This window comes from Dyella telluris, assembly GCF_014297575.1.
GTDB classification, from domain to species: Bacteria; Pseudomonadota; Gammaproteobacteria; order Xanthomonadales; family Rhodanobacteraceae; genus Dyella; species Dyella telluris.
Map to the genome: position 1 here is coordinate 4795736 of NZ_CP060412.1, position 21897 is coordinate 4817632.

14 protein-coding genes are annotated in these 21897 nt (G+C 64.3%); 9 read left to right on the forward strand and 5 right to left on the reverse strand.

All coding sequences use genetic code 11. The features are described from left to right. The first annotated feature begins 16 nt into the window (after positions 1–16). Positions 17–1135 carry an alanine dehydrogenase gene (gene ald / locus H8F01_RS20875; RefSeq protein ID WP_187056917.1) on the forward strand — a complete coding sequence of 373 codons (1119 nt, stop codon included), beginning with the start codon at positions 17–19 and terminating at the stop codon, positions 1133–1135. Between the two features lie 183 nt (positions 1136–1318). On the opposite strand, the gene H8F01_RS20880 is transcribed toward ald, so the two are convergent. From H8F01_RS20880 to H8F01_RS20900, 5 genes are all read right to left on the reverse strand, one after another. Then, on the reverse strand, positions 1319–8368 hold the full coding sequence (locus H8F01_RS20880; protein ID WP_187056918.1) for a two-partner secretion domain-containing protein: 7050 nt from the start codon (positions 8366–8368) through the stop codon (positions 1319–1321). A gap of 13 nt (positions 8369–8381) precedes the next feature. After that, the gene (locus H8F01_RS20885) at positions 8382–10076 is read right to left on the reverse strand and encodes a ShlB/FhaC/HecB family hemolysin secretion/activation protein (RefSeq protein ID WP_187056919.1); all 1695 of its coding nucleotides are present in this window, start codon (positions 10074–10076) and stop codon (positions 8382–8384) included. 254 nt (positions 10077–10330) lie between these two features. Further along, the gene (locus tag H8F01_RS20890; RefSeq protein WP_187056920.1) at positions 10331–10975 is read right to left on the reverse strand and encodes a hypothetical protein; all 645 of its coding nucleotides are present in this window, start codon (positions 10973–10975) and stop codon (positions 10331–10333) included. Positions 10976–11017: 42 nt separating this feature from the next. Then, positions 11018–11830 carry a hypothetical protein gene (locus H8F01_RS20895; protein ID WP_187056921.1) on the reverse strand — a complete coding sequence of 271 codons (813 nt, stop codon included), beginning with the start codon at positions 11828–11830 and terminating at the stop codon, positions 11018–11020. Between the two features lie 64 nt (positions 11831–11894). Further along, the gene (locus H8F01_RS20900) at positions 11895–12971 is read right to left on the reverse strand and encodes a LacI family DNA-binding transcriptional regulator (RefSeq protein WP_238481084.1); all 1077 of its coding nucleotides are present in this window, start codon (positions 12969–12971) and stop codon (positions 11895–11897) included. Between the two features lie 347 nt (positions 12972–13318). Here H8F01_RS20900 and H8F01_RS20905 point away from each other — a divergent pair, with 347 nt between their 5' ends. From H8F01_RS20905 to H8F01_RS20940, 8 genes are all read left to right on the forward strand, one after another. After that, positions 13319–14518 (forward strand): Gfo/Idh/MocA family protein, encoded by a 1200-nt coding sequence (locus H8F01_RS20905; RefSeq protein ID WP_187056922.1) that lies wholly within the window; start codon positions 13319–13321, stop codon positions 14516–14518. Continuing rightward, positions 14515–15729, forward strand: a complete 1215-nt coding sequence (locus H8F01_RS20910) for a nucleoside permease (RefSeq protein WP_187056923.1) — start codon at positions 14515–14517, stop codon at positions 15727–15729. Before H8F01_RS20905 ends, H8F01_RS20910 begins: the two co-directional genes overlap by 4 nt. A 43-nt stretch (positions 15730–15772) precedes the next feature. Then, a complete protein-coding gene (locus tag H8F01_RS20915) occupies positions 15773–16651 on the forward strand; it encodes a sugar phosphate isomerase/epimerase family protein (protein ID WP_187056924.1) in 879 nt (292 codons plus the stop codon). A gap of 45 nt (positions 16652–16696) precedes the next feature. After that, positions 16697–18388 (forward strand): GMC oxidoreductase, encoded by a 1692-nt coding sequence (locus H8F01_RS20920; RefSeq protein ID WP_187056925.1) that lies wholly within the window; start codon positions 16697–16699, stop codon positions 18386–18388. A gap of 10 nt (positions 18389–18398) precedes the next feature. Then, positions 18399–18989, forward strand: coding sequence for a gluconate 2-dehydrogenase subunit 3 family protein (locus tag H8F01_RS20925; RefSeq protein WP_187056926.1), 591 nt, complete (start codon positions 18399–18401; stop codon positions 18987–18989). Between the two features lie 35 nt (positions 18990–19024). Beyond that, positions 19025–20080 (forward strand): sugar phosphate isomerase/epimerase family protein, encoded by a 1056-nt coding sequence (locus tag H8F01_RS20930; protein ID WP_187056927.1) that lies wholly within the window; start codon positions 19025–19027, stop codon positions 20078–20080. A 67-nt stretch (positions 20081–20147) separates the two neighbouring features. Beyond that, positions 20148–21050 carry a hydroxypyruvate isomerase family protein gene (locus H8F01_RS20935; RefSeq protein ID WP_187056928.1) on the forward strand — a complete coding sequence of 301 codons (903 nt, stop codon included), beginning with the start codon at positions 20148–20150 and terminating at the stop codon, positions 21048–21050. An 18-nt stretch (positions 21051–21068) separates the two neighbouring features. Further along, a complete protein-coding gene (locus H8F01_RS20940) occupies positions 21069–21869 on the forward strand; it encodes a 3-keto-disaccharide hydrolase (protein ID WP_187056929.1) in 801 nt (266 codons plus the stop codon). Positions 21870–21897 lie beyond the last annotated feature (28 nt).

Here is a 21897-nt window from a genome sequence, read left to right on the forward strand (position 1 = left end):
GCTAGAGAGCCAAGCCATGCGCATCGGTGTGCCGAAAGAAATCAAGAACCACGAATACCGCGTGGGCCTTATCCCGTCCTCCGTGCAGGAGCTGGTGCACAACGGCCACCAGGTGCTGGTGCAGGCCGGTGCCGGTCTGGGCGCAGGCATCACCGACGCCGACTACGTCGCGGCGGGCGCCACCATGATCGAGAGCGCGGACCAGATCTTTGCCGACGCCGACATGATCGTGAAGGTGAAGGAGCCGCTGGCCGTCGAGCGCAAGAAGCTCCGCAAGGGCCAGATCCTGTTCACCTACCTGCACCTTGCCCCGGATGCGGAGCAGACCAAGGACCTGATCGACTCGGGCGCCATCTGCATTGCGTACGAAACCGTGACCTCGCCGAACGGCTCGCTGCCGCTGCTGACGCCGATGTCCGAAGTGGCTGGTCGCCTGGCCCCGCAGGTCGGCGCGCACTCGCTGGAAAAGGCCCAGGGTGGCCGCGGCGTGCTGCTCGGCGGCGTGCCGGGCGTGCCGGCGGCTGAAGTGGTGATCCTGGGCGGCGGCGTGTCCGGCACCCATGCAGCCACCATTGCCGTGGGCATGGGCGCCAAGGTCACCGTGGTCGACCGTTCGGCTGACGCCCTCAAGCGTCTGGCTGCCCAGTTCGGCACTGCCATCTCCACCGTGTTCTCCACCCGCGCCGCCATCGAAGAGCTGGTGCGTCGCGCCGACCTGCTGATCGGCACCGTGCTGGTGCCGGGCGCCGCTGCGCCGAAGCTGGTGACGCACGACATGGTGCGCACGATGAAGCCGGGCTCGGTGATCGTGGACGTCGCCATCGACCAGGGCGGCTGCGTGGAAACCTCGCACGCCACCACCCACTCCGACCCGACCTACGTGGTGGACGGCGTGGTGCACTACTGCGTGGCCAACATGCCGGGCGCCGTGGCCCGCACGTCGACCTTCGCGCTCAACAGCGTGACCCTGCCCTTCACCCTCGCACTGGCCAACCAGGGCTGGAAGAAGGCGCTGGCGAACGACGTGCACCTGCGCAACGGCCTGAACGTGAGCGAAGGCCAGGTGACCTGCGAGCCGGTGGCCCTGGCTCACAACCTGCCGTACGTGAAGGCTGAAACCGCGATCGGCCTGTAAGGCGACGCCAACGCACTTTCCTTCGCCAGCCGAAGGAAACGCGATGAAGCCATCGGGCGGGCACCTTCGGGTGCCCGCTTTTTCATGTGCGGCGCCGGAAGACGGAACCACCCGGCAACAGCCCCTCACCGCAGCATCGCTGACGGACACGACGCAACTCGCGAACGCCGTGCCTTCCCGCGCTCACTCGTTCCGGCACTCCGCCGCGCGCCGCGGATCACACGCCTCCAGCCCTGGCGGCAGGCGAATGCCCGTGGGCACGACGCCATAGCCCACGGAGCCGCCGGTGACCTGACTCGCGTCAATGTAGGCGTCCTGGCGGTTGTAGCCAATCACCGCACTGCCGATTGACGAGGTGGAAGACAGGTTCGTGGAAGACGAGCCCGCTTCCGGCAGCGGATTACCCTGCCGGTCCAGCGCGTAGAAATACGCCGGCGGAAGTCCGATGACGTCGACCACATAAGGCAAGGTGCCGAAGGCGTAAATGGGCGCGGACGACAGGCCAATATGCTCGCTGGCTGCAAACGTGCCCACGCTGTCGTACAGCGGCGTGGTGCCCAACTGCAGCAGACTGCCATCGAGCACGGCCAGATAAAGCGGCGAGGTGCCCGCATCCACCGTATAACTGCTGCCACCCACCGAGGCCAGCGTCAGCGTCTGTCCGTTGGTCAGGCTGAAACCGGCGGGCGACTGGAAACCGCCCAGCGTGCCGATGTGATTGGTCACCGGCTGGCCCTTCGTGCCCAGCGCTGTCACGCCACCGGCACTGCCACTCAACGTGGTGGCCACGATGTTGCCTGCCGGACCCTCGTTGATCGCCCCTGCCGCCTTGAGCGTCACGGCAGTGCCGCTCACCGTACCCGTGATGTCGAGATCGCCAGCCTGGGTCACCAGCAGCACATTGCCCGTGCTCAGCAAGGGACCGCCGACGCTCAGCCCGCCCGCATTGGTCAGGCTGAAGCCATTGGCATTGAAGCTGCCGATACTGCCCACCCTGTTGGCACCGGTCAGGCTGGTGGCGCCGGAAGAACTGCCGGTCAGGCTGGCTGCAGCCACCGTGCCCGCACCCTGACTGATCGAACCCTGGCTGCTCACCAGACTGAGGTTGTTTGTGGCCGTGACGGCGTGACCCAGGCTGATGCCGCCACCTCCCATCAGGGCGATGTTGGCACCACCCAGGTCGCCTGCCGTCGTCAGCATGCCGTTGCCGGACATCAGCAGCAGATCGGCGTTGCCGGTGGCGATCGCCGAAACGGGCAAGTACAGCGTTCCACCCAGCGACATCAGACTGACAGCGCCGTTCGCGCCATTGGTCAGCGATGCGATGTGTAAATCGCCGGCATTGGTAATCGCAATGCCCGTGCCGATCGCCGTTACCGGACCGGTCAACTGGTTGCCCGCATCGGTCAGCACGATGCTGTCGTTGCCCGCGTTGAAATAGCTGCTGCCGGTCACATGCAACGCCCCCACCTGCCCGATCGCCGGATCGGTGCTGGTGGCACTCAGGTTGCCGTTGATCTGGCTTGCGCCGAACACCAGTGGACCTTCATTGACTATCTCGGTGTCGCCACCGGTAATGCTGACAGCGCCGATCAGTCCGTTCGCACGATGGGTCAGCGTGATGGCGTTGGTTCCCGCATTCAAGGTGGTGGCACCCTGCACCTGCAGGGAGCTGCTCTGTGTAATGGCCATGCCGTTGGTAAAGCTGAAGTCGCCACCGCTGCGGTAGGAACCGAGGTTGCCGACCTGGTTGGCCTGCGCAAGGGTGGTCGATCCACCGGAGTCTCCCGCAAGCGTACCTGCCGTCAACGTGCCACCCGTCTGGGTAATCGAACCTGCAGCCGCATCCAGCACAACTGTCTGGCCACTCACCGCATTCGCCAACACAAGATCGCCACCGACACTCATCGCAAGATAGCCGGCGCTGCTCAGCACACCCGACACCGTCAATGCACTGGCATCCACCAGGCTGAAATCGCCGCCGCTGCTGTAGTTGCCCAGGCTGCCGATGGCATTGCCACGCTGATTCAGCGCGCTCGCGCCCGTGGAAGAACCACTAAGCGAGTTCGCCACCAGTGCGCCACCGGACTGTTTGACTGCGCCGCCACTTGCCACCAGCGAAACATCGGTGCCATTCACCGCACCTTGCAGCGTCAGGTCACCACCGCTCGTGGACAGCGCCACCCGCCCGACACTATCCAGCGGACCGCCGACAAGCAGGGCACCTGTATTGGCGAGGCTGAAGCCGTTGGCGGTAAAGCCAGCAAGTTGCCCGACCCGGTTCACCCCGGTGAGCGTGGTGGCACCCTGCGAGCTACCGGTCAGCACCGGTGTGCTCAACACGCCGGCGGTCTGGCTGATGGCCCCGCCGCTGGCGACAAGACTCAGCGACTGCGTCGCCGAGATGTCGTTGGCGAGCGCAATGCCCTGAGCTCCCGCAAGGGCGACATGGGCGCCACGGAGAGCGCCACCGGTCACCAGCGAACCGCCCAGCGCGGAAAGCGTCAGATCCGATGTGCCGGTATCAATGACGGCACTCGGCAGATAAAGCGTGCCGCCCGAGACCAGGCTAACGGCTCCATTGGCGCCATCGCTCACCACCCCCAGGTGCAGGTCGCCGTTGCTGCGAAGTGCAATGCCGGTACCGGTGACGCTGACGCTGGAGCCGAAGGTATTATCCGCGTCGGCCAGACTGATGGCGCCAGTACCTGCTGCCGTGTCGGCGGTAAACGTGCTCGTACCCGTCACGCTCAACGGAGCGGACTGATTGATCGCTGCGCCGGTACTGGAGGTGCTCGCCACCAGGTTGCCCGAAACGTTGCTGGCACCGAGGGTCAGTGCACGCGCATTGTTGATCGCGGTGTTTCCGCCGATAAGGCTCACCGCCCCCTGCAGCTGATTGGCGTTGCCGAGCGTGATGGCATGGTTGCCAGCGTTGAGCGCGGTTGTTCCCTGCACGGCCAGCGTGCTCGTACCCGACTGCACGATGGCTGCGTCATTGCTCAGGCTGAAATCACCGCCACTGCTGAAGTTGGCGATGCTGCCGATGCTGTTGCCCGCCTGCGTGAACGTGGCGTTGCCACCTGACTGTCCACCCAGGCTGTTCGCGCTGATGGCCGAGCTTGCGCCCTCGCTGATGTCGCCGACGGCCTTCAGCGTGAGGTCGGAAGCCTGGATCAGGCCATTCAGTTGCAGATTGCCACGGGTCACGGCCAGAGCCGCACCGCCCGTACTATTGAGCGTCCCCGTGGTGACCAGTGACTGGCCATTGGTCAGGCTGAATCCGCCAGCCGTGAAACTGCCGAGCACGGCCAGGTTGTTGGCCTGGTCCAGCGAGGTACTGCCGCTGGAGGAACCCGTGAGCGAACCGGTTACAGCGATATTCCCGCCGGCGCCCTCGGTAATGGTGCCCGCCAATGCGCTCAGCGAGAGATTCGTGACACTCACCGCACCATTCACGGCCAGGTTGCCGTTCTGGACCATCAGCGTGGAGTTCGCGCCGTCCATCGCGCCGTTGAGCTTCAGGTCGCCATGGGAGATGGTCAGGCCAACGTCACCGGCGCTGCTTAGCGGACCGGTGACGGTCAGCGTCTGGCCGTTGCCCATGGCGAAACTGCTGGCGCTGAATCCACCGAGCTGTGCCACTTGATTGGCAAGACCGAGCGATGTTCCGCCGAACGAACCACCTGTCAGCGTGTCTGCGGTGATCAGGCCATTACCGTTCTGGCTGATCGCGCCACCGCTGCTGGTCAACGATACGGTATGGGTTGCGGTGACGGCGGATGACAACACCAGGTCATTGAGCGACGACAGCGTGACGTTCCCGCCGGCCAGGTTCCCCGGCAGCGCCAATGAGCCACCGCCGGCCTTTAGCACGAGGTCACCCGACCCGGTATTGATCGAACCTGACGGCAGCGACAGGCTGCCATGGGTAGAGATCAGGCTCAGCGACCCGTTGGCGCCGATCCCCAGGCTGCTGATGTTGAGCGAGCCCAGGTTGGTCGCCGAAACATTCGCACCGTACAGGCCAACGCTCATTCCGAGCGAATTGTTGGCATTGTCCAGCGCAATGGAACCCGAGCCCGCATTGAACATGCTGGCGCCCGACACGTTAAGCGACGTACCGGATGACTGACTGATATCAGCGTTGTCCGTCGTTGCGGCAAGACTGCCCAAAATATCGCTGCTGCCCAAGGTGAGCGCGGCGGCATTGTTGATCGCGGCATTTCCACCGACCAGGCTTACCGCTCCCTGCATCTGGTTGTTGCCGGTCAACGTGATGGCGCCGGTGCCAGCATGGAAGGTGCTGCTACCCGTCACGGTCAAAGGGCCGATCTGGGTGATAGAGGCGTTGCCTGTACTTGCGCTCAGTGCCCCAGTCACCGTGCTGGCACCGAAGATCAAGGGCCCGACATTGTTGATCAGCGTATCCCCGCCCGCGAGGCTTACCGCGCCCTGCAGCTGGTTGCTGCCACCCAGCGTGATGGCGCCACCTGCCGCATTGAAGCTGCTCGTTCCTGACACGCTCAACGCGCCACTCTGGGTGATCGCGCCGCCAGTAGTGATGGCAGACAGGTTGCCAGAGACGGTGCTGGCACCCAGGTTCAGCGGCATGGCATTGTTGATCACGGACGTGCCGCCAGCGAGGCTCACCGCGCCCGTCAACTGGTTGCCATTGCCAAGCGTGATGGTGTTGCCGGTGGCATCAAGCGTGGTGTCGCCGCCGACGTACAACGTGCCATTCTGGGCGATGGCCCCGTTATTTTTCAGGTCCAAGGCACCGCCAATGCGGAAGTTGCCGAGGTTCGTGATGCTATTGCTGCCACCGGTCAGCGTCGTATCACCTTGCGAGCTAACTGCCAGCGTGGTCGCCGACAAGCCGCCTCCAGTCTGAGCAACCAACCCGTTGCTGGCATTCAGCGCAACAAGGCCTCCACTCAGCGAGCCACTCAAGAGCAAGCTGCCATTCTTGGATGTCAGCGAAATGCCGCCCGAACTGCTCACCACCCCCATCACGTTCAATGTGCCGGTATTGGCGAGACTGAGGCCGGAGGATGTGAAGGCCCCCAGTGATGAAATGGCATTGTATTGCGCCATCGACGCAGACCCCGTCGATGAACCGATCAACTGATTCGCCGTCAACGTGCCTGCCGTCTGGGTGATGGACTGCCCCTGGAGATCCAGGGTGCCGCGCGCAGTGACAGCGCTCATCAACGCAAGATTGTTGCCGCTCGTCAGACCGACATTGCTGCCGCTCACCATGCCCAGCACATTCAGGTCACCGGCACTGGTGGACAGGCTTATATTGCCGGTGCTGATCACCGGCCCGGCGACGGTGAGCGCCCCACCATTGGTAAGACTGAAGCCGCCGGCGCTGAAACTGTTCAGCTGGAAAATACTGTTGCCCATGCTGTTCAGCGTCGTGACCGACGTTGACTGGCCCGTCAGCAAAGGGGCAGTTATCGAGCCACTGGTCTGAGTGATGCTTGAGCCGACCAGATTGAGGGTGCTCGACGCGGCTACATCGGCATTCACGGTAAGGCTGCCAGCCCCTGTCAGCGACACGTTAGCGCCCCCGCTCACCACCCCATCGATGGACAGGCCGCCACTAGTGGTGGTCAGGCTTACATTGCCATTGCCCGTGCCACTCAGGGATCCCGTGACATCAAGCGCACCCGCATTGACGAGGGTGAAGCCTTTGGCCGAGAAGCCGGTGAGCGAGTTGATCAGGTTGGCCTGCCCCAGCGTGGTGCCCTCTACCGAACTTCCACTCAGGCTATTTGCGGTGAGCACGCCGCCGCTCTGGCTGACGGCGCCACCACTGTTGAGCGACAGCGACTGCGCACTGACGTTACCGGTGAAGGTGAGGTCCGAACCCGTGCCCGAGGTCGTCAGCGCCACTGCGCCGTTTGACGCACTGAGCGTGCCCACCTGCAATGCTGAACCGTTGTTCAGCGTGAAGCCGCCATGGGAGGTGAAGTTGTCCACCGACTGGATCATGTTGCTGTTCGACAGCGTCGTGCCGCCGATGGACTCGCCGGTGAGCAGGGCCGCCGTGACCACGGAGCCGCCACTCTGCGCAATGCCAGCTCCGGAGGTCAGCGTGACTGCGCTCGCACCCGCATTGACGGCGCCGCTCAAGGCCAGCGAGCCGCCGTTGAGCGAGATGCCGCCACCGGACAAACCGGTCGTGGCAATCGTCCCGCCTGCGGCAACCGCCTGATCACTGCTGATCGCCACGTTGCCGGCCGCAGCGCCCGTAGCGCCATTGGCGGAGATCGTGTTTGCATTGGCGACGGCACCGCCGCTGCCGATGAGTTGCACCGTGCCGCCCACACCACCATTGATGTTGCTGACACCATTCGCCTCGACGATGCCGGTGTTGTTCACCATCTGGGTGAACAGGCCTGGGGTTGCCGAAGCCTGCAGCACCACCATGCCGCCATCCGACTCCAGTGTTCCGGCGTTGCTCACCGCCGTGCCCGAGCCGTTGGACAGCGCCCCTGTCAGCGTGACATTGATCAGGTTGTTGCCGTCGAAATCCAGCGTGGCGTGATCGGCGCCATCCAGGAAGATGTGGCCTCCGTTGGCAACGATCATGCCGTCGCTGTTTACGCCACCGCCGATCAGCACCACCCCGCCACCGGTGGCGGCAGTGATCGTGCCGTGATTGACCACGCTGCCTGTCAGGCTGCTCGCGTCAAGGTGAAAGCTCTGCGCGCCACCGGCCAGCGTCGTCGGATCCATGTCCAGCGTACTGGCCACCAGGCCGCCCACGTTGAGGCTGGCCGTACTGCCGAACACAATGCCGGCGGGATTGACCAGGAACAGCTGCCCGTTGGCGCTGAGGTTGCCGAAGATCTGCGAGGCCGTCGGCGAGGACGAGCCGATGCCGATGCGATTGAGCGCAATGGCGTTGGCACTCGGCTGCATGAAGCTGACCGTGGAACCTTGGGCGATGTCGAAACTGGACCAGTTCATGGCGAGCTGGGCGGAGCTCTGGGTCACGGTCAATGTGGTGCCTGTGGTGTTTACACTGGCCACGCCACTGACGATGCTGCCGCCCGTGGGCAGCGTGCCGGCCGCGGGACCGGCCGCCACCGCCTCGCCACAAGGCCACAACGAAGCTGCCGCGATGCCCAGCAACGACAGGCTGAGCGGCAGCAACTTGTGCTTCAGGCGACTGGTGGAGGGAGATGCGGCGCGTAGCGTGCGGTCATGCATGCGATTCATGGTCATCTCCCTCTCAGAACGTAAAGCCGAAACGGGCGTACACGTGGTAGCCCTTGCCGTCGGAGGCATTGAGCGAACTCAGCGCCTTGGCCGCGTCCACGTGCAGCTCGAAACGGTGAAAGCGCGGCAGGCGGAACACGAAGCCCGCACCGATATCGCTGACCTCTTTGCTGGTCACGCCATTGAGGCGATTGCCGCCCACGGGCCAGCCGCGGGCATAGTCGACAAAGGTTTCCAGCTCCAGCAGCTCGCGCCACGGACGGGCATGAAACGGCGACACGGCATCGGCAAAGCCCGGGGCGTCCACGTGATACTCCACCGAGGTGTAATAGCCGCGATCGGCCAGCACGTCGGCAATCGGATAGGCACGGACGTTGTCCGGCCCACCGATCACAAACTGTTCCATCGGCGTCAGAGCATCATCGGTGTACTGGCCGGAGAACTTGAAATACAGGCGTTGCGTTGGCGTCAGAAACTGCAGGCGCGTATAGGCGAGCTTGGCCACGGTGAAACTGTCGTCGTGTCCTGGGCTCACCAGGTCCACCTGCGAAGGAGAGCGATTACTGATCGACTGGCGCACAGCCACCTGCAAGAGGTCGACTCCATGGAACCGCGTGTCCGTGTGATTCATGGAGAACCCGAGTTCGGCCACGTCGAATCGCTCGTCGGACATCAGCATCACGCTGCTGTTGAGCTTGGACTCTTCGCGAATCAGCCTGAACGTACCCAGCGCCTGCAGGTTGGGCGTGTTGATGAACTTCCAGTCGGCGCCGCCGTACCAGGTCGAGGTGGGGCCATGCACGTGCAGCGAGGCAAAGACGCCGCTATCCACTTCAAGCTGGCTGCGCGTGCCACCGAACACGGCCGTGAGGCCTGACACCGGCAGGATGGGCGCGCGATAGCTCAGCGAACCAAACAGGCTCTGCGCGGGAGCGAAGGCGTAGTCGAAATTGGCGTTGAAGACATCGCCATAACCCAGCGGGCTGTTCCAGGTCAGGCCCGCCTGCGCGTGATAGCGGCCCGTCACATCGGTGCCGTAGTTGTTGCCACCAAGCGTGAACACGTACGGACGCTTGTCTTCCTGCGCCACCATGATCAGGTCGGTTTCGCCGGTGTGTTCCCCCGGCTGGAAGGTGGAGGTAATCGCCACACCCGGAAGATCGCGCGCGTACAGCAGCGCCGTATCCACGTCATCCTTCTGCAGCGACTGGCCTTTGAGGTGCTCGGCGGGTGCCGCGATGATGCGCGCGCTGTAATGCGAAGCCCCCTGCACCACCACCTTGCCGATGGTGCCTTCCAGCACCCGGATTTCGACGACCTGATCAGGCCCGACCGACTGCGCCGGCACGACAGCCTGCGCCACGATAAAGCCGCTCTTGCGGTAGCGCTGGGTGATGACGCCGGCCACCTCATTCATCTGCGCAACGCTCAGCCGGGGTTGCCCCGCCGCGCCGGTCAGCCTGGTGTACTGCTCGTCTGCCAGCGCCTGCATGCTCGCCGGCGTGATGTGCGCAGACGCATGCTCACCTACGCCGGTCACACGAAAACCGCGCACGACGATCGTCGCCGAATGCGCGTCGCCCGTTGCCGATATTGCAGAAGCGCTGTGGTTGCCTGACGTCGGCGATGCCGTCGCGTCGTCCCTGTCCTGCGCATAAAGTTGCCCACTGCCCACGGCCAAAGCCAGGGCAGCCGCAAGGCATGCCATTCGCACTGTGGATTCCCCCTGTAGAAACCGCTTCGCACCGCAGCCCCTGCGCCGCGATGACCGGGGACCCTTCCCCCGAAAGAGCCGGATAATGCATTAGTGCGTCACGAATGGCACGTGCCGCGTCGCGCGGTGATCGACAAACACGCCGCACGCCGGCCGCTTGCGCAAGTACACCTACAACTTATGGCCAAGTCCCGCCCGGATGGACGGACGGCAAAACACCCGCGCCGTGCGCAACACGCCAAACTCCTTCAGGCTCGTGTCTGCAGTGCGAGCCACGCCGACAGACAGGCGAGCTTCTGCTCTTTTCGCCAGGGCCGCCCTGCGACCACGCCCATGATCCTCAGGCGTGCGAGCTGCTCCGTTGACGACAAACCCAGGGATTTCCCCGCGAGATCGGGAAGCGACTTCTCATCCAGTTCCACGAGGCCGATGCCGCATTCACTGAAGGCGTGCCGGATGGCATCGCGCACGGCCAACGCCTCGGCCACCGGCACATGCTCCGCCCAGGCCAGGCTGTAGGAAAGGAGATCGGTGATCCAACCCGCCCGATTGACCAGCAGCGCACCCACCACCGTTGCCGCACCCGCCGATTCCAGTCGCGCCAGCAGCATGCGTAGTCCGCGGGTGGCCTGCTGCTCCTGTCGATGGCGTCCTGTCGCCACGGCATCCGCGGCTTCCTGCATGGCCCTGCCATTCGATTCGCGGATCAGCTCGGAGGCGACACCATAAGGCTCCAGCGAAAGCCGGTCACCCTCGGCACGGGTTTCAAGAAACGTGGAAAAAGCGATGCGAGGCTCGCCCGCCTCGTCCATCAATCCCACGGCAACCGCGCCACCTTTGCACGCGCGCAACCCAAGGGCGGCTCGATGCGATTGAAGCTGCGGATGTGACATCGATTCCTCCACGACGACACGCGCGAAGATCCAGCAGGGAAATCAGGACACGGCCTCCATGACCGTCGATACCACATGCCAGCCGGTGGCATCGTGCTTCATCACGGCTTTGTACGAGCCGGCACAAAGGGAGCCGCAGTAATAACCGAAGGATACGTCGTAGTTGCCGTCGGCACGACGAACCGGCAAGCCGATCGAATACTGCATCTGCAGCGGGGACACGGGATGCTGCGGATCTTCCGGCGGCTTCCAGCTACTGCCTGGAAGCGTCTCGATGCCATCACGCTTGAGCCGCGCCACCACCTCGGGAGCCAGGTCGGTTCCGCGGGAACTGTCCGGCGACTGGAGCAGCACGAAATAGCTCGCCCGCGTCGATGCACCCGCACCCGTGCGCTGCGGATCGAACTGATACCGGATCAGCGCCTCGGCCATGCCCTGCAGATCCGGCGCTGGGTGCGTCTTCGCCATGAGCTCGGCATCCGCCCTCGCCCTGGCCTCGGCAACCTGCTGACGGATGTCGGCCTTGGCCACGCACGCCACGCCCGGCAGGGAACGCAGGCACGCCAGTCCGGTGGATTCATTGAGGGTGATCAGGAAGTGCTTTTCGCCACTGACCGCCTCAATCGTCACCATCTCGATCACCCATTCCTGCGTGGCCGGCTCGAAGCGCATGGTCGGAATGGAGAAACTCTGGCTGGAGGAGACCTGCCGCGTGAGGTTGGTTGCCACGCCCATGACGACTTCATGGGGAAGCGCGGGCTGAAGCTCATCCGCGGCTACGGGAGAAATCCGGCAGACGCCCATCACGACCATGCCAGCCACCAGCCATACGCGCAAACGAAAACACGGTGGCATGCCCAACCTCCCGTCCACGAAAGTTTTCCGGCCCACGCTAACGTGCCTGAATTGAGCGCCTTCTCTAGCGTTGCCGCGAACGCGGCGCCGTAGACCCGCGCACGATCAGATCCGCCGACAATACGCGCTTGCGCGGCGGCACGCCCGGATCATTGAGCAACTCGATCAGCATGGCCATGGCCTCGCGGCCCAGCGCGTTCTTGGGCTGCGCCATGGTGGTCAGCGCGGGCGTGGTGTAGCGCGCGAAGCGGATATCGTCGAAGCCGACGACCGATACATCCTCCGGCACGCGCAAGCCGTGGCCGCTCAGGGCACGCAGGGCGCCGATGGCCATCTCGTCGTTGGCGCAGAACACCGCACTGAACGACTGCCCTTGAGACAGCAGCAGCTCGATGGCGCGCTCGCCCGCTTCAATCGAGAAATCACCCACGGCCATCAGTGCCCCGTTCACCGGAACATCCGCGCGCTGCAGGGCCAGTCGATAACCCTGTTCGCGATCCACGCAGATCGGGCTGCTCGACGGGCCGCCAATGAAGGCGATGTCGCGGTGCCCCAGTGTCACCAGGTAATCGACGGCAATGCCCGCCGCTGCGACGTTGTCCACATAGACGCTGGAGATCTGGTTGTCCTTGACGTACTCGCAGGCGTTGACCACCGGCAGGCGCCCGTGGATGGGTATGGCCGGCACGCGATGGGACATGGTGATGATGCCGTCGGCCTGTCGCGCCGCCACCATGTCCGCATAGGCCTGCTCGCGCACCAGGCTGCTCTGGGTTTCGCCCAGCAGCACGGAGTAGCCACTTTCGTGCGCCACCTGCTCGATGCCGCGGATGACCTCGGAGAAGAAGGGGTTGGCGATATCCGGCAGCAACGCCACGATCAGCCGTGTGCGCGCGGTGCGCAGGTTGCGGGCGAGCGCGTTGGGCGTGTAGCCCAGCCGCTTCACCACCTCATGGATGTGTTGCCGGGTGGTCTCGCTGACCACCTCAGGACGCTGCAACGCCCGCGACACCGTAGCCACGGAAACATTGGCCGCCGCCGCGATCTCCTTGACCGTCCGGGCGCGACCCGGCTGCACCGGCGCCACCGGCTTCGGTTCGCCGGCACCCTGTCGCTTGCGCTTGGATCCATCCCCACTCACGAGCCGGCGCCTCCCTCAATGTTGCATTGCTTAGGACGATACCACTGGCCTTTTGGCCACCCATTCACGCGCAGAACGCACAACCGGCCGAAACCATCGGGTGCGCATTGATGCAGTGCAATGTAATGGATTACATGAAATCGTTGCATCTGCTTTTAAGCATCTGTTACATATTTTAGCCGATTCGTGTGCATCAGCTGCCAGAGGGCGGGGAAATCCCTCCAGGTGATGTGATTGAAGCCTAAGTTTTATGCGGATGTAATCGAATACATTCGACGTCGGACGAACCGCATCGGAGGGGACATGGCAGACCACCTGGCATCGGCGACCGCCCTGGGGGCGGCACGATGAAGAAGCTCGGCATGGGCCTTGTAGGCCCGGGCTTCATCGCCGCGCATCACCTCGACGCCGTGCGTCGCCTGGGCAACGTCGACATCGTCGGCATCGCCGGCTCCAGCCTCGAATCAGCCAGCAAGCGGGCACGTGAACTGGGCGTTGGCCATGCCTATGCCAGTTACCGGGATCTGCTGGCTGACCCGGCGATTCACGTCGTGCACAACACCACGCCCAACCACCTGCACCGCGAGGTGTCGCTGGCCGCGTTGCGTGCCGGCAAGCACGTGATCTCCGACAAGCCGCTGGCCAGCAGCGCCGAGGAAAGCCGCGAGCTCTTCGAAGCCGCGCGCGACGCTGGCCTGGCCAATGTGGTGACCTTCAACTATCGCGGGCACGCCTTGATCCAGCAGGCGCGCAGCATGATTGCCAAGGGCAAGCTGGGCGCGCCCGTGTTCGTGCACGGCCGCTACCTGCAGGACTGGCTGACCGACGAGTCGACCTACACCTGGCGGCTCGACCCGAAGCTGGGCGGCGCGAGCTCCGCGCTGGGAGATATCGGCTCGCACTGGTGCGACCTTGCCGAGCACGTCACCGGCTCGCGCATCACCGCCGTGCTGGCCGACCTGCATACCGTGGTACCGGTTCGACAGGCGCCCGCCTCATCGGCCAAGGCGTTCGCGAAGCAGGACCGGTCCGTGCAGCAGCGCGCGGTGAAGATCACCAGCGAAGACCTGGCCAGCGTGCTGCTGCGCTTCGAGAACGGCGCGCGTGGCTGCCTTGTGGTCGGCCAGGTGTTGCCGGGCCACAAGAACGACCTGCGCCTGGAAGTCAACGGCCGCACGGCCTCGGTTGCTTGGCAGCAGGAACAACCCAACCAGCTGTGGCTTGGCCACCACGCGCAGGCGAACACCGTGCTGGAGCGAGACCCGGCCCGGCTGGATCCTGCCGCGCGCGGTTACGCGCACCTGCCCGCCGGCCATCCGGAAGCGTGGAGCGATGCCTTCCGCAACCTGATCGCCGACGCCTATACATGGATACGCCGCGGCGGCACGCCGGAAACGCGACCCGCCGCCCTGCCCACCTTTGCCGATGGCTACCGCAACAGCCTGGTGATTGACGCGATGCTTCGCAGTCACGCCGCTGGCGGTGTCTGGCAGAACGTCGACGAACCCATCGCATCGAAACGCAAGAACAAGGGGAAACGGGGATGAAGTGGCGCCTTCGCTTGATGATGTTGTTCGAATACGCCATCTGGGGCGCCTGGTACGTCACGGTCGGCACCTGGCTGGGCAAGACGCTGCATTTCAGCGGGCAGGAGATTGGCGCCATTGCCAGCACCACTGCCGTCGGCGCGCTGATCTCGCCACTGTTCGTCGGCCTGCTGGCTGACCGCCTGTTCGATACGCGCAGCGTGCTGGCCATTCTCCATGTCATCGGCGCCGGCCTGCTCGTGCTGGCTGCGCAGCAGCAGTCGTTCCCTGTGCTGTACGCCGCCCTGCTCGCCTACAGCCTGTGCTACATGCCCACGTTGGCCTTGACCACCTCACTGGCCCTGCGCCATATCCATGATCCGCGTGAGGAGTTCGGTGCCATCCGCGTGTTCGGCACGCTGGGCTGGATCGTGGTTGGCCTCATCGTCGGCGCATGGGGCGTGGAGGCCACGGCCTCGCCGCTGCACCTGGCCGCCGGGCTTTCCGTGCTGATGGCGGTGTATTGCCTGACCCTGCCGAAGACGCCGCCGCTCGCGCGCCACCAGCGCTTCGAACTGCGTCACGCCCTGCCGCTGGAATCGCTGCACCTGCTGCGTGACCGCTCGATGGCCATTTTTGCGCTGGCATCGTTCCTGATCTGCATTCCGCTGCAGTTCTACTACGCCTTCACCAACCTGTTCCTCAACGAAGTGGGCGTGGTCAACGCCGCAGGCAAGATGACCGGCGGACAGATGTCCGAACTGCTCTGCATGTTGCTGATCCCGTGGTTCTTCCGCCGGCTTGGCGTGAAGTACATGCTGGCCGTGGGCATGCTGGCCTGGGTGCTGCGCTACTCGCTGTTTGCCTTCGGCAACCCGGACTCGCTGATGTGGATGCTCTGGCTGGGCATCATCCTGCACGGCATCTGCTTCGACTTCTTCTTCGTCGTCGGCCAGATCTACATCGACCGCGAGGCACCGCCCGCGTTGCGTGCCGCCACGCAGGGCCTGATCACCTTCCTTACCTATGGCCTGGGCATGTTCGTCGGCTCGTGGCTGTCGGGGCTGGTCGTCGACACCTATTCGCACCCCGGTGCACAGGGCGTCGTCGTGCATGACTGGCATGCCATCTGGATGATCGCCGGTGCATGCGCTGCCGTGGTGCTCGTGCTGTTCGTCGTACTGTTCAAGGATCGCAAGGCCGCGACGCATGCCGTCGCCAGTGCCGCCTGATCCGACTCCCTCCTCCCCACCTGGTTTCCAGGAGTAACGCTTCATGATGACCCGCAGGCAGTTCTTGTCCCGATCCGCGCTACTGGGTGGCGCCGCCTGGCTCGCCGCCAACACACCCGGCAGCCTGCTGGCCGCCACGGCGCAGGGCAAGTCGCTTGGCATCCAGCTCTACATGGTGCTCAAGGCCTATCAGGACGACCCGATGGGCGCGCTGAAGACGCTCAAGTCCATCGGCTATACCGAGATCGAGGCCATCGTCACTACCACGGCCAAGGCGCTGCGCGACCAGCTGAACGAGGCTGGCCTCGCCTGCCCCAGCATGCACTTCGACAGCCTGGGCATCGAGCCGGGCATCGAAGCGGCGCACACGCTGGGCACGCAGTACTTCGTCAGCAGCATGCTGCCGTCCATCATGGGCAAGATGCCGGGCAGCAAGGGCGAGCCGGGATACACCCTGGACGGCGCCAAGCGCACCGCCGAACTGGCCAACCACATCGGTGAAAAGGCGAAGCAGGCCGGCCTGCAGTACGCGTATCACAACCATCATCTGGAATTTACCGATGTCGGCCAGGGGCAGACGTTCTACGACGTGCTGCTGAAGGAAACCGATCCGGCGCTGGTGAAGTTCGAGCTCGACTGCGGCTGGGTGCATGCCGGCGGCAAGAATCCCGCCGACTACTTCAGGGCCAATCCTGGCCGCATCCCGCTCATGCACGCCAAGGATTTCCTGCCCTCGACGACGCCGGAACAGTACCCGGGCGCCGAACTCGGACGCGGCACCATCGACTACAAGCCGATCATGGCCGCCGCGGATGCCTCGGGCCTCAAGCACTGCTTCGTCGAACAGGAAGGCCCGTTCAGCCGCATGAGCCAGCTCGAAGCTGCGCGCATCGACTACGCCTACCTGCGTCCGCTGCGTTAAGCGGTACGCATCCCCACGCATCGATACTTGCCTCCAGGGAACCACATGGACAAGAACACGTATGACGCCATTGTCGTCGGCACCGGCGTCAGTGGCGGCTGGGCCGCCAAGGAACTCACCGAAAAGGGTCTCAAGACCCTCGTGCTTGACCGTGGCCCCATGGTCAAGCACGGCGACTACCCCACGGCGATGAAGGCACCCTGGGAGCTCCCCTACGCGGACCAGCCCACCCAGGAAGACATCCGTCGCTGGCCCAAGCACACGCGTCCGTCGTTCTACGGCATCACGCAGTCCACCAAGCACTGGTTCGTGGACGACCTGGACAACCCCTACGAGGAAACCAAGCCGTTCGACTGGTTCCGCGGTTATCACGTGGGCGGCCGCTCGCTGATGTGGGGACGCCAGAGCTATCGCCTCAGCGACCTGGACCTGGAAGCGAACGGCAAGGAAGGCGTGGGCGTGGACTGGCCCATCCGCTATGCCGACCTGGCACCCTGGTACGACTACGTCGAACACTTCATTGGCGTCAGCGGCTCGGTGGAGCACCTCGCGCAGCTTCCCGACGGTGACTTCCTGCCGCCGATGGAACTGAACTGCGTCGAGAAGGAATTTGCCGGCCGGCTGTCCGACAAGTTCAGCCGCAAGCTGATCATTGGCCGCACGGCCAATCTTTCCGGGCCGCTCAAGCATGACAAGAGCCCGCAGCGCGCCACCTGCCAGTACCGCAACCTGTGCATGCGCGGCTGTCCGTTCGGTGCCTACTTCAGCAGCAACTCCTCCACCCTGCCCTCGGCCGAGCGCACCGGCAACATGACCATCGTGCCGAATTCGATTGTCTACGAGATGATCTACGACAACGCCAAGGGCAAGGCCACCGGCGTGCGCGTGCTCGATGCCGAGACGGGCAAGCAGACGGAATACTTCGCCAAGGTGATCTTCCTCTGTGCCTCCACCTTCGGCACCACGCACATCCTGCTCAATTCCACGTCCAGCCGCTTCCCCAACGGGTTCGGCAACGACAGCGGCGAGCTGGGCCACAACGTGATGGACCACCTGTTCGGCATCGGCGTATCCGCCTCGGTCGAAGGCCATGAGGATCGCTACTACAGCGGGCGTCGCCCGAACGGCTTCTATATTCCGCGCTACCGCAACGTGGGCTCGGACAAGCGCTCCTACCTGCGCGGCTTCGGCTATCAGGGCAGCGCGAGCCGCCAGAACTGGTCGCGCCTGGTCGACGAACCGCTGCTGGGCGATGACCTCAAGCGCGCCGCGGAAGAACCGGGCCCGTGGCGCCTGGGCATGTCGGGCTTTGGCGAGATGCTGCCCTCGCACTCCAACTACGTGACGCTCGATCACAACCACAAGGACAAGTACGGCCTGCCCGTGCTCAACTTCAACGTGGCCCATGGCGACAACGAGAACCGGATGAAGAAGGACATCCTCGACGACGCCATGGAGATGATGACCGCCGCCGGTTATCGCGATGTGCGCTCCTACATCACCCCGGCCAATGTCGGTGCCGCCATCCACGAGATGGGCACGGCGCGCATGGGCCGCGACCCGAAGACGTCGGTGCTCAACGGCTGGAACCAGATGCACGCCTGCAACAACGTGTTCATCACGGACGGCTCGTTCATGGCCTCGTCCGCCTGCCAGAACCCCTCGCTCACCTACATGGCCATGACGGCTCGCGCGGCCAAGTACGCCGTGGACGAGCTCAAGCGCGGCAACATCTGAGGATATCGCCATGAACCGTCGTGAATGGTTGAAATGCGTTTCCGCACTGGCCATGGGTGCCGTGGCCGCACCGTCGCTGCTGGCCGCGTTCGACGCCCATGCGGCCTCGCAGGCGCCCGGCTTCACCCCGCAGTTCTTCACCCGCCCGCAGGTCGACCTGATCACCGCCGTGGTCGACATCATCCTGCCGCGCAGCAGTACGCCGGGCGCGGTGGATGCCGGCGTGCCGTCGTTCATCGATCAGATGTTCAAGGCCGTCTACACCCCGGCCGAGCAGGAGCGCTATCAGGCCGCGCTCGCCTCGTTCGACCGGGCCGGCGGCAAGCCGTTCCTGCAACTGGATGCGGCGCAGCGCAAGGCACTGGTGACCAAGCTGCACGGCGAGGCCATTGCCGGAAAGAAAGGCAAGAACCCTGCACCAGCAGCCGACTTCGTGCTGATGACCAAGAAGCTGGCCATGATGGGCTTCTTCCTGTCCCAGCCGGGCTGCACCGAGGTGCTGCAGTACGCCGCGGTACCGGGCGCGTACCACGCCGACATTCCGCTTTCCCAGGCAGGCAACGGCAAAGCCTGGGCGGTTGAAACGGTGCTGACGCTCTGACCCATGGCTCCACTCGAACGAACAGGCACGCAGGCATGAAGACACTCAAGGGCCCGGGCATTTTCCTCGCGCAGTACGCGGGCAACGAAGCGCCATTCAATACCTTGCCGGATATCGCGCGCTGGGCGGCATCGCTTGGCTTTGTCGGCGTGCAGATTCCCTCGAACGATCATCGGTTGTTCGATCTGGAAAAGGCGGCGGCGAGCAAGACCTACTGCGACGACATGGCCGGCATGCTGGCCGGGCACGGCATCGCCATCACCGAGCTGTCCACGCACCTGCAAGGCCAGCTGGTGGCGTCGCATCCGGCCTATGACCGGCTGTACGACGGCTTCGCTCCGCCGGCATTGCGCGGCCATACCGCCGAGCGTCAGGCCTGGGCCGTGGATCAGCTCAAGCTGGCCGCCAAGGCCAGCCAGAACCTGGGCCTGTCGGCGCATGCCACGTTTTCGGGCGCGCTGGCGTGGCACCTGTTCTATCCCTGGCCGCAGCGTCCGGCCGGCCTGGTCGAAGAGGCCTTTGCGGAACTGGGCCGTCGCTGGCGACCGATCCTGGACGCCTTCGACGATGCAGGCGTGGACGTCTGCTTTGAACTGCATCCGGGCGAAGACCTGCATGACGGCGCCACCTTCGAGCGCTTCCTCGATGCGGTCGATCACCATCCGCGCGCCAACATCCTGTACGACCCCAGCCACATGGTCCTGCAGCAGATGGACTATCTGGCCTTTATCGACCTGTATCACGAACGCATCCGGGCCTTCCACGTGAAGGACGCCGAGTTCCGTCCCAACGGACGCGCGGGCGTCTATGGCGGCTACCAGAACTGGATCGATCGCCCCGGCCGTTTCCGTTCACTGGGCGACGGGCAGATCGATTTCCGCGCGGTATTCAGCAAGTTTGCGCAGTACGACTACCCGGGCTGGGCCGTACTGGAATGGGAGTGCTGCCTGAAGGATCCCGAGCAAGGCGCGAAGGAAGGCGCAGTGTTCATCCGCGACCACATCATCAAGGTGACGGATCATGCCTTTGACGATTTCGTGGCCACGGGTGCCGACCAGGCCTTCAATCGCCAGATCCTGGGGCTGGACTGATCCATGCGTTTCGCTTCACGCCAGAACCTTTCGCAAATCCAACCGATGGCCCAGACGAGACCACGCCATGACTGATACCTCCGGCGGCATCACCCGCCGCGAAGCGCTGGGCCGTATGGCGGCTGCGGCCGCCTTTGGCGCGACCGCGATGCTGCCTTCTGCTCATGCGTCGCCGGCCACGCCCGCGCAGGCAAAGCTCCCGGCCGGACGCCTCAAGCAGTCGTTGAGCCGGTGGACCTCCGACGAGCCGCTGCCCGCGCTGTGCAAGCGCCTCAAGCCGCTCGGCTTCGCCGGCGTGGACCTGTTGTTCACCGACGAATGGTCCACTGTGCTCGACAGCGGCCTGGCGGTATCCATGGGCTATCCGTCGCGACGCAAGGATTTCATCGCCACCGGCTTCAATGACCCGGCCAACCACGCCCTGCTCATCAAGGAGATCGAGGAAACCATTCCGCTGGCCAAGAAGGCGGGCGTGAAGAACCTGATCACCATGTTCGGCAACCGTCGTCCGGGCATCGACGACCACCAGGCACTCGACAACTGCGTGGCCGGTCTGTCGAAGATTGCTCCCTATGCCGCGGAGAACGGCATCACACTCCACGTGGAACTGCTGAACAGCAAGGTCGATCACCACGGCTACCAAGGCGACAGCACGGCCTTCGGCGTGGCCGTGATGAAGGGCATCAACTCGCCCAACGTGAAGCTGCTCTACGACATCTATCACATGCAGATCATGGAAGGTGACGTGATCCGCACCATCCGCGACAACATCGCGTGGATCGGTCACTTCCACACCGGCGGTGTTCCCGGTCGTCACGAGATCGACGGCACGCAGGAGCTGAACTATCACGCCATTGCCAAAGCCATTGCCGACCTGAATTACCAGGGGTTCATCGCGCACGAGTTCATGCCCGCGCAACCGGACCCGTTCGCCTCGTTCGCCGAAGCCATCCGGATCTGCACGGTCTGAACCCACTCGGGATTACCCATGAAACAATCGCTCAAAACCTTTGCCCTGCTTGCCCTGGCCACCGCCGTGCCCGCCGCATGGGCGCAGAGCAGCACCGCCACGAACACTGCCGAGCCCACCGACCCCAAGGCCACCGAGCAATGGGAGCCCGTGCCGAAGATCGTTACGCCGGGCCAGCAGGACAGTGCCCCGCCCTCCGATGCCATCGTGCTGTTCGACGGGCACGACCTCAGCAAGTGGGAAACGGTGAAAGACCAGTCGCCGGCAAGCTGGAAGGTGCATGACGGCATCGTCACGGTCGACAAGTCCGGCGGCAACATCCAGACCCGGCAGCATTTCAAGAACTATCAGCTGCATCTGGAATGGCGCGTACCCAAGGACGTCCAGGGCGAAGGCCAGGCTCGCGGCAACAGCGGCGTATTCCTTGCCTCCACCGGGCCGGGCGATGAAGGCTATGAGGTGCAGATTCTCGACTCGTACCAGAACAAGACTTACGTCAACGGGCAGGCAGCGAGCATCTACAAGCAGACGCCGCCTCTCGCCAATGCCATGCGCCCGCCCGGCGAATGGCAGAGCTACGACATCGTGTGGACGGCGCCGACCTTTGCCGCGGACGGGTCGCTCAAGACACCGGCCTACGTCACCCTGTTCCACAACGGGGTGCTCATGCAGAACCACACCCAGCTCGCCGGCGAAACACTCTACATCGGCAAGCCCAAGTACAAGGCCTATGCCGAGGCTGCCATCAAGCTGCAGGCCCATGGCGACAAGTCGCCACCGATCAGCTTTCGCAATATCTGGGTAAGGCCGCTGGATTAAGCACCCAAAGGAACACGGCGACGTCGCC

Bases quoted from the DNA above. Each gene is read 5' to 3' on its own strand.
- H8F01_RS20915 (WP_187056924.1), top strand. From the start codon at position 15,773: ATGATGACCCGCAGGCAGTTCTTGTCCCGATCCGCGCTACTGGGTGGC.
- H8F01_RS20930 (WP_187056927.1), top strand. From the start codon at position 19,025: ATGAAGACACTCAAGGGCCCGGGCATTTTCCTCGCGCAGTACGCGGGC.
- H8F01_RS20920 (WP_187056925.1), top strand. From the start codon at position 16,697: ATGGACAAGAACACGTATGACGCCATTGTCGTCGGCACCGGCGTCAGT.
- H8F01_RS20895 (WP_187056921.1), bottom strand. From the start codon at position 11,830: ATGCCACCGTGTTTTCGTTTGCGCGTATGGCTGGTGGCTGGCATGGTC.
- H8F01_RS20890 (WP_187056920.1), bottom strand. From the start codon at position 10,975: ATGTCACATCCGCAGCTTCAATCGCATCGAGCCGCCCTTGGGTTGCGC.
- H8F01_RS20880 (WP_187056918.1), bottom strand. From the start codon at position 8,368: ATGAATCGCATGCATGACCGCACGCTACGCGCCGCATCTCCCTCCACC.
- H8F01_RS20940 (WP_187056929.1), top strand. From the start codon at position 21,069: ATGAAACAATCGCTCAAAACCTTTGCCCTGCTTGCCCTGGCCACCGCC.
- H8F01_RS20885 (WP_187056919.1), bottom strand. From the start codon at position 10,076: ATGGCATGCCTTGCGGCTGCCCTGGCTTTGGCCGTGGGCAGTGGGCAA.
- H8F01_RS20905 (WP_187056922.1), top strand. From the start codon at position 13,319: ATGAAGAAGCTCGGCATGGGCCTTGTAGGCCCGGGCTTCATCGCCGCG.
- ald (WP_187056917.1), top strand. From the start codon at position 17: ATGCGCATCGGTGTGCCGAAAGAAATCAAGAACCACGAATACCGCGTG.
- H8F01_RS20910 (WP_187056923.1), top strand. From the start codon at position 14,515: ATGAAGTGGCGCCTTCGCTTGATGATGTTGTTCGAATACGCCATCTGG.
- H8F01_RS20935 (WP_187056928.1), top strand. From the start codon at position 20,148: ATGACTGATACCTCCGGCGGCATCACCCGCCGCGAAGCGCTGGGCCGT.
- H8F01_RS20925 (WP_187056926.1), top strand. From the start codon at position 18,399: ATGAACCGTCGTGAATGGTTGAAATGCGTTTCCGCACTGGCCATGGGT.